General features: G+C 39.1%; 12 protein-coding genes and 3 tRNA genes. 11 read left to right on the plus strand and 4 right to left on the minus strand.

The window, feature by feature from the left end; genetic code table 11:
• Positions 1–42: 42 nt before the first annotated feature.
• From pth to ACQKMI_RS24110, 11 genes are all read left to right on the plus strand, one after another.
• Entirely contained in the window at positions 43–603 is a 561-nt protein-coding gene (pth, locus tag ACQKMI_RS24060; RefSeq protein ID WP_349661794.1) for an aminoacyl-tRNA hydrolase, read from the plus strand.
• Positions 604–950: 347 nt separating this feature from the next.
• On the plus strand, positions 951–1,178 hold the full coding sequence (locus ACQKMI_RS24065; protein WP_004229176.1) for an anti-sigma-F factor Fin: 228 nt from the start codon (positions 951–953) through the stop codon (positions 1,176–1,178).
• Positions 1,179–1,589: 411 nt separating this feature from the next.
• A complete protein-coding gene (gene mfd / locus ACQKMI_RS24070) occupies positions 1,590–5,099 on the plus strand; it encodes a transcription-repair coupling factor (RefSeq protein WP_427493001.1) in 3,510 nt (1,169 codons plus the stop codon).
• Positions 5,100–6,007: 908 nt separating this feature from the next.
• Positions 6,008–6,544, plus strand: a complete 537-nt coding sequence (gene spoVT, locus ACQKMI_RS24075; protein ID WP_079563690.1) for a stage V sporulation protein T — start codon at positions 6,008–6,010, stop codon at positions 6,542–6,544.
• A 149-nt stretch (positions 6,545–6,693) separates the two neighbouring features.
• Positions 6,694–8,316, plus strand: coding sequence for a putative polysaccharide biosynthesis protein (locus ACQKMI_RS24080; protein WP_427493003.1), 1,623 nt, complete (start codon positions 6,694–6,696; stop codon positions 8,314–8,316).
• Between the two features lie 9 nt (positions 8,317–8,325).
• Positions 8,326–9,786: a nucleoside triphosphate pyrophosphohydrolase gene (mazG, locus tag ACQKMI_RS24085; protein ID WP_427493005.1), complete on the plus strand. Its 1,461-nt coding sequence runs from the start codon at positions 8,326–8,328 to the stop codon at positions 9,784–9,786.
• 4 nt (positions 9,787–9,790) lie between these two features.
• On the plus strand, positions 9,791–10,081 hold the full coding sequence (locus tag ACQKMI_RS24090) for an RNA-binding S4 domain-containing protein (protein WP_049667371.1): 291 nt from the start codon (positions 9,791–9,793) through the stop codon (positions 10,079–10,081).
• Between the two features lie 108 nt (positions 10,082–10,189).
• The gene (gene yabP, locus ACQKMI_RS24095) at positions 10,190–10,489 is read left to right on the plus strand and encodes a sporulation protein YabP (protein WP_004229167.1); all 300 of its coding nucleotides are present in this window, start codon (positions 10,190–10,192) and stop codon (positions 10,487–10,489) included.
• Positions 10,486–10,977: a spore cortex biosynthesis protein YabQ gene (yabQ, locus tag ACQKMI_RS24100; RefSeq protein ID WP_427493007.1), complete on the plus strand. Its 492-nt coding sequence runs from the start codon at positions 10,486–10,488 to the stop codon at positions 10,975–10,977. The genes yabP and yabQ overlap by 4 nt, the downstream gene beginning before the upstream one ends.
• Before the next feature lie 17 nt (positions 10,978–10,994).
• Positions 10,995–11,459: an FtsB family cell division protein gene (locus ACQKMI_RS24105; protein ID WP_427493009.1), complete on the plus strand. Its 465-nt coding sequence runs from the start codon at positions 10,995–10,997 to the stop codon at positions 11,457–11,459.
• A 124-nt stretch (positions 11,460–11,583) separates the two neighbouring features.
• Positions 11,584–12,030: a S1 domain-containing RNA-binding protein gene (locus ACQKMI_RS24110; RefSeq protein ID WP_054612548.1), complete on the plus strand. Its 447-nt coding sequence runs from the start codon at positions 11,584–11,586 to the stop codon at positions 12,028–12,030.
• A gap of 222 nt (positions 12,031–12,252) precedes the next feature.
• On the opposite strand, the gene ACQKMI_RS24115 is transcribed toward ACQKMI_RS24110, so the two are convergent.
• The 4 genes from ACQKMI_RS24115 to ACQKMI_RS24130 all read right to left on the minus strand — a co-directional run bounded on the left by ACQKMI_RS24115 (position 12,253) and on the right by ACQKMI_RS24130 (position 13,253).
• On the minus strand, positions 12,253–12,504 hold the full coding sequence (locus ACQKMI_RS24115) for a hypothetical protein (RefSeq protein ID WP_427493011.1): 252 nt from the start codon (positions 12,502–12,504) through the stop codon (positions 12,253–12,255).
• 510 nt (positions 12,505–13,014) lie between these two features.
• A tRNA-Glu gene (locus ACQKMI_RS24120) sits at positions 13,015–13,086 on the minus strand.
• A 5-nt stretch (positions 13,087–13,091) separates the two neighbouring features.
• Positions 13,092–13,168: transfer RNA gene (locus ACQKMI_RS24125), tRNA-Met, on the minus strand.
• Between the two features lie 10 nt (positions 13,169–13,178).
• A tRNA-Gly gene (locus ACQKMI_RS24130) sits at positions 13,179–13,253 on the minus strand.
• Positions 13,254–13,681: the final 428 nt, after the last annotated feature.

Raw genomic sequence — 13,681 nt, forward strand, 5'->3', positions numbered from 1 at the left:
GGTAAAATAATGACTATTAGATTTGAAAGAAGAGGGGTACTTATGAAAATTATCGTTGGTTTAGGAAATCCAGGTAAACCTTATGAGCATACAAGACATAATATTGGCTTCGATGTTATTGATGCATTAGCTGAAAAATGGGGTGCACCTTTAACAAATTCAAAGTTTAATGGTATGTATGCAACGGTACATCGTCCTGAAGGAAAGGTTCTACTTGTTAAACCTTTAACATATATGAATTTATCAGGGGAATGTGTTGGTCCCCTAATGAACTATTTTGATATTGATGTGGAAGATTTAATTGTTATTTATGACGATTTAGATTTAGAAACAGGTAAATTGCGCCTGCGTCAAAAAGGTAGTGCAGGTGGGCATAATGGTATTAAATCATTAATTCAGCATTTAGGCACACAAGAATTTAATCGCATACGAGTTGGGGTTAATCGCCCACCAGCTGGCATGAAGGTAGCAGATTACGTGTTATCAAAATTTTCAAAAGAAGATCAGGCTGTCGTTGGCGAAGCTATTGAAAAGTGTGTAAATGCTGTAGAAGCATCTCTTTCAAATCCATTTCTTGATGTGATGAATCGCTTTAACGGATAACAATCATGGATATTACACAGTTGTTTAGGATGACGATTTAACTTCTTTCAGCAAGTGTTTTATGTAACGAAAGCAAAGCGTCAGCTATAGATGTCCAAACACCCGCTGAAATAGAGGAACTCAGGCTAAGAACGCCACGTCCTGTGGCATTACTGAAATGACCAACATCGTGTCTGCCCTCATGTTTTTTCCTGCGACAACAGCTAACTAAATATATAGTATTAAATACAATGCAAAACTATTCTCTATTTCTAAATGACCGCTAAGGTAAAATTGGAAGTGCATAATCTTTTTTCAAAATGTCTATACTTTAAGTAGAAAGTTGCTTAAAGGAGGATGATTTGGAGATGTCAGTTCGATATCGATGTCGGCATTGTGAAGTAGAAATAGGGACGCTACCATTTGATGCAGATGATACAATTCGAAAACTACATATTTTCGAATTGGGTGAAGCGGATGATTATGTTGAGAAAGATCAACATGGACAAACGACAGTGCACTGCATTTGTGAGCAATGTGAGGATTCGCTGAAACAATATCCAGATTATCACGCACTCAATAAATGGATTCAATAATTGGAAGGATGCTTTGGCGCACACTACGTGCGTCCAAAGCTTTTTCCGTTTAATTTTTTCGGCAGATGTCTTTTGTAGCGAAAGCGAAACGTCAGCTACAAATATTTTTGGTAAAGAGAGCAAAGCGGCAGTTACAGTAGTCTGTCACCTTTGTAGGTTGTTAGATGAATTTACTAACATCATGTCGGCCCTCATGTTGTTGTTGCTGTCGCTGCGCTTTCGCACAGATAAAACCGTGTTGCTGTCGCTGCGCTTTCGCACAATAAACACCTGCAGGCCTAAGTATAAAGCCTATTCCGGATGAAATTATGCCAAGGCATAATTGATAAAATAAACAATAAAAATGCGTATTATAGTACTAGATTACTAGTAATGGTGAAGAGAAGTATGCGTTGAAAGGAGCTTTTGACATTGGAAGTTTTACGACAGCTTGTGATGCAGGACAAACATATCACATCATTTTTACGGGAGATTCAGAGCGGTCAGTCTGCAACACAGCTTATTACAGGATTAACTGGAAGCGCGCGCCCGGTAATGGTCGATGCTTTATTTGAATATGTAAAAAAACCAATTTATATTATATCTCCTAATCTATTGCAGGCTCAGAAAATGGCTGACGAGCTGGCGGGACTTTTAGGTGAGGAGCATGTCCATTATTATCCTGCCGATGAGTTTATTGCTGCCGATTTGTCTGTTGCTTCCCCAGAGCTACGTGCTGAGCGTATCGCAACACTTGATCGTCTTGCTAGAGGTGAGAAAGCTGTTTATGTAATACCGGTTGCGGGCTTACGTAAAATGATGCAGCCTAAAGAGCATTGGCTACAGTATTTTTTACAAATAGCAGTAGGTGAGGATATTCAGATTGATGAATGGCTCCAAACGTTAGTAGAGATGGGGTACGTACGTAATTCGATGGTGACAACACCTGGAGAATTTGCGTTACGTGGTGGCATATTAGATATTTATCCTCCGTATTTAGAGTCACCGATTCGTATAGAATTATTTGATACGGAAGTGGATTCGATTCGAACATTTTCTGCGGACGATCAACGATCCATTGATAAATTGCAGAAGGTTCGTATCCTTCCTGCGTCAGAAGTTATTTTGACAAAGGAAGAAAGAAAGGCGTTGGCAGGTCGTTTAGAAGTTGCATTGGCGACAAGCTTAAAGAAAGTCAAAAAGCAGGAGACGAAGGAATTACTGTATCAGCATATTCAATATGATATTGAATTGTTACAGCAAGGGAATTTACCGGACTATGTAAATAAATATGGTTCGTTATTGTATGAGAAAACAGCCTATTTAGGAGATTATTTTGTACACGATGGCGTTGTGCTGTTTGATGAGCTCGGGCGCATTCAGGAGGTTATGGATGCCTGGGAGCGTGAAGAGGATGAGTGGTTTTTATCACTAATTGAAGAAGGGAAAATGGTGCATGATGTAAAGCCAGCATTCTCTTTAAAAGAGATTCTAGCAATGCTGTCTCAGCAAAAACTATATTTCTCATTATTTTCGCGAACTTTTGCAGGTGTATCCTTTAATAAGACGACGAACTTTTCTTGCAAGCCAATGCAGCAATTTCATGGTCAAATGTCATTATTGCAAAGCGAGGTTGAACGCTGGCTACTCGGTAAATTTACAGTACTAATTGTGGCGAGAGATAAAGAGCGTGTTAAACGTGTACAGCAAATGCTTGAGGAGTATGATATTCATACGACAATTGGTCATCCGACAGAAGCGGGTATTTATATTGTGGATGGCTCGCTATCTAGTGGTTTTGAATTACCATTACAACGCTTGGTGGTAGTTACAGAGGATGAGCTATTTAAACAACAGGCGAAGAAAAAAGCACGTCCTCAAAAAATGACGAACGCAGAACGTATTAAAAGCTATACAGAAATTAAAGCTGGCGACTATGTTGTGCATGTACACCACGGTATTGGGAAATATATTGGTTTAGAAACACTAGAGGTAAATGGCGCACATAAAGATTACCTACACATTCGATACCGCGCTGATGATAAGTTGTATGTTCCAGTAGAGCAAATAGATTTAATCCAAAAATATGTAGCATCTGAAGACCGTGAACCAAAGCTACATAAATTAGGTGGAGCAGAGTGGAAAAAAGCCAAAGCTAAGGTATCCTCTGCTGTGCAAGATATTGCTGACGATTTAATTAAGCTGTATGCGAAACGTGAAGCCGAGAGGGGTCATGCATTTGCGATTGATAACGACGATCAACGCAGTTTTGAGGCTTCGTTCGCTTATGAGGAAACAGAGGATCAGTTACGTTCAATTATCGAAGTAAAACGCGATATGGAACGTGAACGTCCTATGGATCGCCTCGTATGTGGAGACGTAGGATATGGTAAAACTGAGGTAGCGATTCGTGCTGCATTCAAAGCGATTCAAGACGGTAAGCAAGTAGCTTTCCTTGTGCCGACGACGATTTTAGCGCAGCAGCATTACGAAACGATTCGTGAGAGATTCCAAGACTTTGCTATCAATGTAGGACTCTTGTCTCGTTTCCGCTCGAAAAAAGAGCAAACAGCGACGTTAAAGGGCTTAAAAGAAGGGCAAGTCGATATTGTCGTTGGAACGCATCGAATATTATCTAAAGATTTATTATTCCAAGACCTTGGACTGCTGATTGTTGATGAGGAGCAACGTTTTGGTGTAACGCATAAGGAAAAAATTAAACAACTAAAGACGAATGTAGATGTATTAACGCTAACGGCAACTCCGATTCCAAGAACACTTCATATGTCGATGGTAGGTGTTCGTGATTTATCGGTAATTGAAACGCCACCAGCAAATCGTTTCCCTGTACAAACTTATGTAATGGAGCATAGCGGTGCATTAGTGCGGGAAGCTATTGAGAGAGAGATGGCGCGTGGTGGGCAAGTATTCTACTTATACAATCGTGTAGAGGACATGGCTCGTAAGGTTGATGAAATTCAAACGCTTGTCCCCGAAGCACGTATCGGGCATGCGCATGGAAAAATGACGGAGTCAGAATTAGAATCTGTCATATTAGCCTTTTTAGAAGGTGCCTATGATGTGCTTGTAACAACAACCATTATTGAGACCGGCGTAGATATACCGAACGTTAATACATTGATTGTTCACGACGCTGATCGAATGGGCTTAGCGCAGCTTTATCAATTGCGTGGGCGTGTTGGGCGTTCTAATAGGGTAGCATATGCTTACTTTATGTATCAACGCGATAAAGTTCTTACAGATGTAGCTGAGCAACGATTACAGGCGATTAAAGAATTTACAGAGTTAGGTTCAGGATTCAAAATTGCTATGCGTGACTTATCTATTCGCGGTGCTGGGAATCTGCTTGGAGCACAGCAACATGGCTTTATTGATTCTGTCGGTTTTGACTTGTATTCACAAATGCTACAAGAGGCGATTGCTGAGCGCCAAACAGGTGTGAAAAAAGAAGAGAAGCCTGACATTGAAATTTTATTAAGTATTGATGCGTATATTCCAGATGTATACATTCCTGACGGCTATCAAAAAATTCAAATGTATAAGCGTATTAAAGCAATGGATCAAGTGGAGGATTATGGCGAAATCACGGAGGAATTAGAGGATCGCTTCGGAGATCTTCCGATTGAAACAGAGCGCTTACTGCGAATTGCGCGTATGAAGGTATGGGGCTTAGGTGCCGGCGTATTGTCGGTAAAAGAAAAACAAAAAATTATTACAATATTGTTGTCTGAAGAGGGAACAGTACAAGTTGATGGCAGTAAAGTTGTTGAAGAATCCATGAAATTTGAACGAGCTGTCGGTTTTGGTATGGATGGTATGCAATTGAAATTAACGATTGATGAACGAAAATGTGGGAAATATCAACCCTTTGATATTTTAGAAGAAATGATGCATATTATTGCTAACGCAAAAAAACAATAATAGATGAAAAGCTGATCTTATCTCACTAGGATAATGGTCAGCTTTTTATTATAGAAAAACAAAATCGTCAAGGGGATCTTAGTGAATGTTGGCGCTACTACTGCGCTGACGCATAGAAACCCTTGTTGCAGACGCTACGTTAGCACTACGCTTACGCACAGAAAACCTTCGTTGCAGACGCAACGTTAGCGCTGCGCTCGTGCACGGAGAACCCTTGTACAGTCGCGATATTAGCACACCACTAGCGCAGAAAAATATCTGTTGCTGTCGCTTCGCTTTCGTGCAATAAAAAAATTTTGCAGACCTACGTTAGCACTACACTTATGTACAGAAAATTTCTGTTGCAGACGCAACGTTAGCACTACGCGTACGTACAAAAAATATCTGATGCTGGTCCTTCGCTTTCGTACAGAAACATTGCTGAAGTTTCGTTTTACCATTATTAACTTTGGATGACATGCCAAAAGATGCATGGTAATTGAAATTTTGAATGGACTGTAGATGGAGCAACTTCTTAGGTATCTATTTTGCAAATAAGCATGTGGAGCTAGCCGGTAGGAGGTAGGAGGTTAAAAGAATCATATTCTGCGAAAACGTCTTTATGATAAAATTCCTTTTGGCTCATTGACGTAATAATGAAAGTTAGATTATTATTATTTCTTGTTAAAATTTTTTTATAAATTATTTATAAAAATTTGTTTTTGTGGTTAATCTAATATAAGTTGATTGAAGTTAAAAATTCTACATGCTAAATGTATTTAAAGTACGATTACTAAGGTTTTAAGTCCTTTTTGAAAAATATTGTTGGGTGTGAAATCCTTTTTCTTCAGTTTTTGCATAGATTGCTTCATAAAAAACCATACTAAAGTTGAAAAAAATTTTTATTGTAGCGAAAGCGAGGATTATGAATGAAGGCAACAGGAATTGTTCGTCGTATTGATGATTTAGGGCGTGTGGTTATTCCAAAAGAAATTCGTAGGACGCTACGTATTCGCGAGGGTGACCCGTTAGAAATTTATACAGACCGTGAAGGCGAAGTCATTTTAAAGAAATATTCTCCAATCAATGATTTGGGGGAATTTGCAAGGGAATATGTGGAAACATTATATGAAACGTTAGGTACTCCAGCATTTGTAACCGACCGTGATGAAGTAATTGCTGTCGCGGGAATCGGTAAGAAAGAGTATATTAATCGTCGTATTACATCCTTTGCGGAAACTTTTATGGAAGAGCGTTCAACAAAAATAGAGAAAATGGAAACAACTATCGAGATTGTTCCTGGACAATATGAGCAAGTGAAGTCTTATTGTGCAACACCTATTATGGTAAATGGTGATCCAATTGGTTGTATTATCGTTTTATCTAAGGTACATTTTGTCGGTGAGGTTGAAGTGAAAGTTGCAGAAACAGCAGCTAACTTTTTAGCTAAACAAATGAATAGTTGATGTGAATTGAAAGTTATTGCGCTGACCTTTTTAGGCTGAACAATAACTTTTTTTTTCGTACATAGTTTTATGGTAGTGCTGTCAAGCGCGTCAAACTTTTGAGATATGCTATACTATTGGCATTGTTAAAGAAGGAAAGAGGGCAATTTATGTCGGAACGTTTTGGCATGAAAAGCTACATGAAGGGTGCGGCCTTACTTACAATTGCTGCCCTTATTGTGAAGGTTCTTAGTGCAATTTATCGTGTGCCTTTTCAAAACCTTGTTGGTGATGAAGGATTTTATATTTATCAGCAAGTGTATCCAATTATATCTATTTTTGTCGTATGGACATCTAGTGGATTTGCAGTAGCTATTTCTAAAATGCTTGCAGATAATGATTGTATTTTAGACCCGCTAGAGCGAAATCAGAAACGAAGCGGTATTATGCGTATCGTTTTTCGTTATTTAACAGTACTATCGTTGTTGTTTTTTGTTGGTTTATTTGGTGGAGCTGAAATAATTGCGCGGCTCATGGGCGATACTCAGCTTGCTCCTTTAATCCGGACGGGTTCATTTATAGCACTTGTCATGCCCGCACTTGCTATTTTAAAGGGCAGCTTCCAATCGAGAGGTATTATGGAGCCAATTGCTTACGCACAAGTCCTTGAACAAGCTGTGAGGGTATCTGTCATTTTAGTAGGTACATTTATCATTATGAAGACAACAGAATCACTATATAGTGCTGGACAAATGGCTATAATAGGTACAGTTATTGGTGAAATTGTTGGCCTTATATTACTTGCGTTTATCGTTAAAAAACGTTTCGGTCTATTTAACGATAAGAAACAGCGGCGCCGTATTGAAAGTGCCCCTATTATTAAAGAAGTTACATTGCTAAGTTTAAGTGTAAGCATGAGTGGCTTATTGTTACTTGGCTATCAACTAGTTGATTCCTTTACAATTTATTCACTATTAGTAGAGGGTGGAATGGATCAGAAGGTAGCTAAGGCAACAAAAGGCGTTTATGATCGTGGGCAGCCATTGGTGCAGCTCGGAGTTGTTATTGCTTCTTCACTTTCACTTGCTATTGTACCTCTTGTCGCACATATGTCCAAAAGACAAGGAGGCCGTAGTGCACTTCCGTTTATACAATTAACGTATAGGGCGTCTGTATTATTTGGGTGGGCAGCTTCTTTAGGTTTAATACTCGTCATGCCTTATATTAATGCAATGCTCTTTAAAACAGATGTGCTGTCGGAAGTACTTATGGTATATGTGTTACAAATTGTGCCTTTGTCGATTATTTTGACATTTACAGCTATTCTCCAAGGCTACGGTAAATTAAAAAAGCCTGCTTTATTTTTGATTGTAGGTTTTATATTAAAAATAATATTGAATGTGCTGACAATTAGTTTATTTGGTGTATTAGGTGCGGCTATTGCTAACAATGTGGGTCTATTGTTTACTGCCCTCATGCTTGTTTTCTATTTAAAGAAAATAACTGCAATTCAATTAGCGCCAGCCAGTTTTTATAAAAAAGTTGGATTTGCATCGCTTAGCATGGCAGCTGTAGTACTAGTTTGGCTACAGTTTATACCATCGTTGTTAAACCAATTTTTATCACCTCGATTAGTTGCAGTGGTAGCAGGTTTAACGGCAGTGAGTTTAGGAGCATTTGTAATGATCACAATAATTACTAAGTTACGAGTGCTAGCCGAAAAAGAGTGGTACTTACTACCGTTTGGGCGCAAGATGGCAGTTTATCAATTATGGTTAAATCGGAAGAAGTAGGTGGATTTATTGAATACTTTAACAGTTATTGGTCTAGGTGCGGGTGATTTTAATCAGCTGCAAATGGGTGTCTATAAAAAACTAAAAGCTGCTAGAAAATTATATGTTCGTACAGTGGATCATCCGGTATTGGAAGAATTATCAGCTGAGGGCTTACAATTTGAAAGCTTTGACACAATCTATGAAAAACATAATTCATTCCAGCCTGTGTATGAAGAAATTGCAGAAAAGCTTGTGGCTGCTACAGCGATTGAAGATGTAATGTACGCTGTACCAGGACATCCGCTTGTTGCGGAGCAGACTGTACAATTGCTGATTGCTGCTGCGGATGCGGGCAAAGTAAAATTAGTCATTGAAGGCGGGCAAAGCTTTTTAGATCCAATATTTGGCGCGTTAAAAATCGACCCGATTGAGGGTTTTCAACTGCTAGATGGCACTAGCTTTTCTATGCATGACATTAACATGCGTCAACATATCTTAATAGCTCAAGTGTATGATACATTCAGTGCATCAGAGGTAAAGCTAACGTTAATGGAGAAATATGATGATGAGTACCCTGTTACGGTTGTTACTGCAGCGGGCTCATCACAGGAAAAATTAGTGACGGTACCGCTATACGAGCTCGACCAAAGCGTTGAGGTGGACAATTTAACAACTGTATATGTGCCACCTGTGAAATCACAAGAGGAGGCTTTACGAGACTGGACAACCTTCCGTCGAATTATTGCTGTTTTACGAGGTCCAAATGGCTGTCCATGGGATCAAAAGCAAACACATGAATCACTGAAAAAATATTTACTAGAAGAAGCACATGAATATTTAGCAGCGGTCGATGCAGAGGATGACTTTGCGATGATCGAGGAGCTTGGAGATGTACTATTGCAAGTATTCCTTCATGCGCAAATCGGAGAAGATCAAGGTTACTTTACATTGGAAGATGTATTAGCTTCAATAAGTGAAAAAATGATTCGTCGACACCCGCATGTATTTGGGGATGTATCTGTAGAGGATGCAGAGGGTGTTGTAGCAAATTGGGAAGTTATAAAAGCGGAAGAAAAGGGTATAAGTGATAAGCCGCTATTGGAAGAAGAATACCGGGCGTCCTCTGCTCTACAAACAGCATATAATTATCAAAAAAGAGCTGCAAAGGTAGGGTTTGATTGGCCTGACGTAGATGGCGCATGGGACAAGTTTGCGGAGGAGTGGCAGGAATTTCGTAATGAGGTGACGAAAGGTACAAGTGCGTCACGTCTTGATGAATTTGGAGATGTCTTGTTCACACTTGTGAATTTAGCGCGTTTCTACAAGCTAAATCCAGAAGAGGCTATGTTACATGCCAATGAGAAGTTTACGAGACGCTTTGGTTATGTGGAAGCAAAGGTAAAGGAAAGCGGAAAGCCGTTTTCTAACTATACATTAGAACAATTAGATGCTTTCTGGAATGAAGCGAAGCAGCTGGAAAAGGAGTAAAAATATGCGATTAGATAAATTTTTAAAGGTATCACGTTTAATTAAACGTCGTACATTAGCAAAAGAAGTGGCAGATCAAGGTCGTATTACGATCAATGGTAAGATCGCAAAGGCTAGTAGTGCTGTTAAAGCAGGTGACGAGCTAGCCATTCGTTTTGGACAAAAGATTGTGACAGCACGTGTAGAAGAATTACGTGATACTGTAAAAAAAGAAGATGCCGCAAAAATGTTTACGATTTTGAAGGAAGAGCGTCTTGAAAAAATTGAGCCTGAATTTATTGATGACGAGGACTAAATCAATTATGCCTCAGATAAAAGTGTAGCAACTTTAATAAAGTTGTCATGCTTTTAAGGTTGTCCGCATAAAGTGAACAGAAGCTAGGACGACTAAAGGAGGAAAAAAATGACGCTACATCAAGAAAGTAACCGTTACACAATTCCATCTGGAGAACATATTTTAACGATTCGTAATCGTAAAAGAATGGACATGACTTCTGTAAAATCAATTGAACGCTTTGATCAGGAAGAGTTTTTCATCAAGACGTCCCAAGGGCATTTGTTAATCCGTGGAGAAGAACTGCATATCGTTCATTTAGATGTTGACAAAGGGTTATTGACACTTGAAGGAACTGTAAAAACCTTGCAGTATGACGAGGAGGAAAGTGGCTTCTCGAAAGGTTTCCTTCATAAGTTATTTGGATGATTGTTAGTGAACAATTTGTTCAACTATTAGTCATGGTTTTGAGCGGTATAGCAGTTGGGTTCATTATTGATAGTGTAAGGCTCATTGTTTTTTCAACTCCAAAAAGGTCAAGCCTTCGAAGATGGATGATGGTATTTGAACTACTTACCTGGATTCTACTTGGGGGCCTGACATACTATTTATTATTTTGGCTAAAAGATGGCGCTTGGCGGGCTTATGACCCGCTAGCGCAAATAGCCGGAATTTTTTTGTATCAAACATTTTTTCAGACTTTTTTACGTTTCATCGCAAGGGTTTTGGTGAATATAACATGGAGACCTTTGTGGTTCATCATACGATTAATAATTGCTACCATTCGACAAATTTTTAATATATTAATAAGTATTGGAGCGTTTGTTTTAAGACCTTTTGTCAAAATTTATTCGTATTTGTCCAACACTTTTTTAAAAAAATTTCGATTTATCAAGTATAATAAAAGACAACAATAACTTTCGGAGGTGCGGGCATGACTAAACGTCGTTCATCAAATGATCGCCAACAAAACTATACTAAGCTTGATAATGACTATGTCCGTAACACGGATAAAGCTATAAATCGTAAAATTGAAGCGCGGAAACGGAAAATACGCCGTATTGCCTTTTTTGCGATTGTACCAGTCGTTATTATTGCCGTTCTCTTAAATATACTTTTGAATCAAAATGAAACACTAGCTGCAAAAGAGCAGAAAAAGGTTGAAGCGAAGGCGAATCTTTCTGATTTGAAAGAAGAGCGAGATTCGTTAAATCTTAGAATTAAACAGTTAGAGAATGATGAGTATATCGCAAAGTTATTACGCAAGGAATATTTCCTATCCGAAAAAGGTGAGATTGTTTTCATTATGCCGGATGAAAAAGATAAAAAAGGCGATATACCTGAAAAAAAAGATAAAAAAGACGATGTATCAGAAAAGAAAGGTAAAAAAGACGACTGAAAAGCTATGTATTGTTGACACTCTTTTTTAGTTATATATAATGAAAAGAGAAACTAAAAGTTTGATTAAATTGATTACATGACTCAAAAGAGTCGCTTAATTTTTAAGGAGGAGCATTTTTTTTATGTCAATTGAAGTAGGCAGCAAGGTACAAGGTAAAGTAACAGGAATCACAAATTTTGGAGCATTCGTTGAGCTGCCAGATGGCAAAACAGGCTTAGTACACATCAGTGAAGTTGCTGACAATTATGTGAAAGATATCAATGAGCATCTAAAAGTTGGAGATGAAGTTGAAGTAAAAGTGATGAATGTTGAAGCGGACGGAAAGATTGGTCTTTCAATCCGTAAAGCAAAGCCTCAAGCAGAGAGACCAGAGCGTCCAGAGCGTCCGGAGCGTCCAGCACGCCCACGTCGCGATAATCGTTCTAATGATCGTAACGACCGCCATCAACCAAAAGAGAATTTTGAACAAAAAATGGCACGTTTCTTAAAAGATAGTGATGAACGTCTAGCAACACTAAAACGTGCTACAGAGTCAAAACGCGGTGGTCGCGGAGCTAGAAGAGGGTAGTTTGCTGACTGTTTTAATCGTAGAAAAAGTGTATAAATAGAGTTGGGATTAGCTTATTTTAAGCTAATCCCTTTTTTAATAATTCCTGTATACATTTCGTCTAGCCTTAAGTCATCATTACTTTTTCATTTCTTTCAGCCGTTTTCGTAGCGAAAGCAAAGCGACAGAAAAGACATTTATTGGCCTAAAGCCTCCAGCGGATGTAAGGGTATACGAACTTTCCTACAACGTTGATGTCGGTCTTTTCTTCTTTTTAGGAGCTGGCACGGGTGCTTGTTCAATAGTTGTTTCTGAAGACTTTTCGACTGGATTAACAACCATTTTGACAAGTAAAAACACACCGTATACACTAACGGCTAGTCCAGTAAGAAGTAAAAATATTTGTACAACAAATGGTAAATTAAGAAGAATGGATATGAGAATAATCATAGAGCCACTTCCACAAATTAAAGCAGCTTTCGTTAATGAATTCAAAGGAAATAAACCTCCTAGATAACACGCTCTTTTCATTATTAGTATGCCATATTTTTAAGTGCATCACCATAATGTGGGGGTGATTTCTGTTTCTATTTGGTGCTTTCTAATGAGCGGCACAACAGATGTCTTGGTACGAAAGCAAAGGGGCGACAACAAATGTTTACTGTGCGACAGTAAAACGACAGCAACAAATGTTTTCTGTGCGAAAGCGAAGCGACAGCAACAACAGTGCATCCATGAGATAACGGCTAACTGACCTGCATCGGTAAAAATGCCACGTCCCGTGGCATTACCGAAATGACGGACAACGTGTCGGTCTCGTGAAGGTCTAAGTGCAAAGCCGATTCCGGACGCATTGTTTATCTGTGCGACAGCGGCAAATGTTTTCTGTAGCGAAAGTAAAGCAACAGCTACAATTATACCAAGGTGCAATTGATAAGAACGTTTCACTGTTAAACTACATAAAAACAGGCGTCTCAGAAATAATTCTGAGACGCCTGTTTGAGATGACCCCTACGGGATTCGAACCCGTGTTACCGCCGTGAAAGGGCGGTGTCTTAACCACTTGACCAAGGGGCCTACTATGGTGGCGGCCGAGGGGATCGAACCCCCGACCTTACGGGTATGAACCGTACGCTCTAGCCAGCTGAGCTAGGCCGCCATTAATGTTATGGAGCGGAAGACGAGGTTCGAACTCGCGACCCCCACCTTGGCAAGGTGGTGTTCTACCACTGAACTACTTCCGCGTATTGTTTTAAACAATTTGTTTTTAGCAACAAGTTAAATAATACAAGCCTTTGTTACTAACGTCAAGTAGTTTTTTAAAAAAAATTAATAAAAATATATGGTTTTATTCATTATTTAAAGATCTGCTAACAAAAAGAGGGAGTATTGTATTTTGATGGCTGATCAACATAACGTGTGGTTGATTTCCGTTCCCACTTGGCGCTTTCCTGGGGGGCGTCGGAGCAACAAATGCTTTTTGTGCGAAAGCGAAGCGACAGCAGCAAATGTTCTCTATGCACTGTAGGGGCTCATCTGTGAATCTAATCCCGGGGAGTCGCCTAGTCTCCACTCCGATCAACTTTATAATAAATGTCATCCGCAATTTTTAATGACGAGCCCTTTTGATGGGAAATTTATCAAACTTTTTGTTCTTAAGTAGAAAAGTATC

The sequence above is a fragment of the Lysinibacillus sp. NPDC097214 genome, from assembly GCF_050277945.1.
Taxonomy (GTDB): domain Bacteria; phylum Bacillota; class Bacilli; order Bacillales_A; family Planococcaceae; genus Lysinibacillus; species Lysinibacillus xylanilyticus_B.

What these genes read in the sequence shown, in the direction of transcription:
- pth (WP_349661794.1), top strand. Translation starts at nt 43, where the DNA reads ATGAAAATTATCGTTGGTTTAGGAAATCCAGGTAAACCTTATGAGCAT.
- ACQKMI_RS24065 (WP_004229176.1), top strand. Translation starts at nt 951, where the DNA reads ATGTCAGTTCGATATCGATGTCGGCATTGTGAAGTAGAAATAGGGACG.
- spoVT (WP_079563690.1), top strand. Translation starts at nt 6,008, where the DNA reads ATGAAGGCAACAGGAATTGTTCGTCGTATTGATGATTTAGGGCGTGTG.
- ACQKMI_RS24080 (WP_427493003.1), top strand. Translation starts at nt 6,694, where the DNA reads ATGTCGGAACGTTTTGGCATGAAAAGCTACATGAAGGGTGCGGCCTTA.
- ACQKMI_RS24090 (WP_049667371.1), top strand. Translation starts at nt 9,791, where the DNA reads ATGCGATTAGATAAATTTTTAAAGGTATCACGTTTAATTAAACGTCGT.
- yabP (WP_004229167.1), top strand. Translation starts at nt 10,190, where the DNA reads ATGACGCTACATCAAGAAAGTAACCGTTACACAATTCCATCTGGAGAA.
- yabQ (WP_427493007.1), top strand. Translation starts at nt 10,486, where the DNA reads ATGATTGTTAGTGAACAATTTGTTCAACTATTAGTCATGGTTTTGAGC.
- ACQKMI_RS24105 (WP_427493009.1), top strand. Translation starts at nt 10,995, where the DNA reads ATGACTAAACGTCGTTCATCAAATGATCGCCAACAAAACTATACTAAG.
- ACQKMI_RS24110 (WP_054612548.1), top strand. Translation starts at nt 11,584, where the DNA reads ATGTCAATTGAAGTAGGCAGCAAGGTACAAGGTAAAGTAACAGGAATC.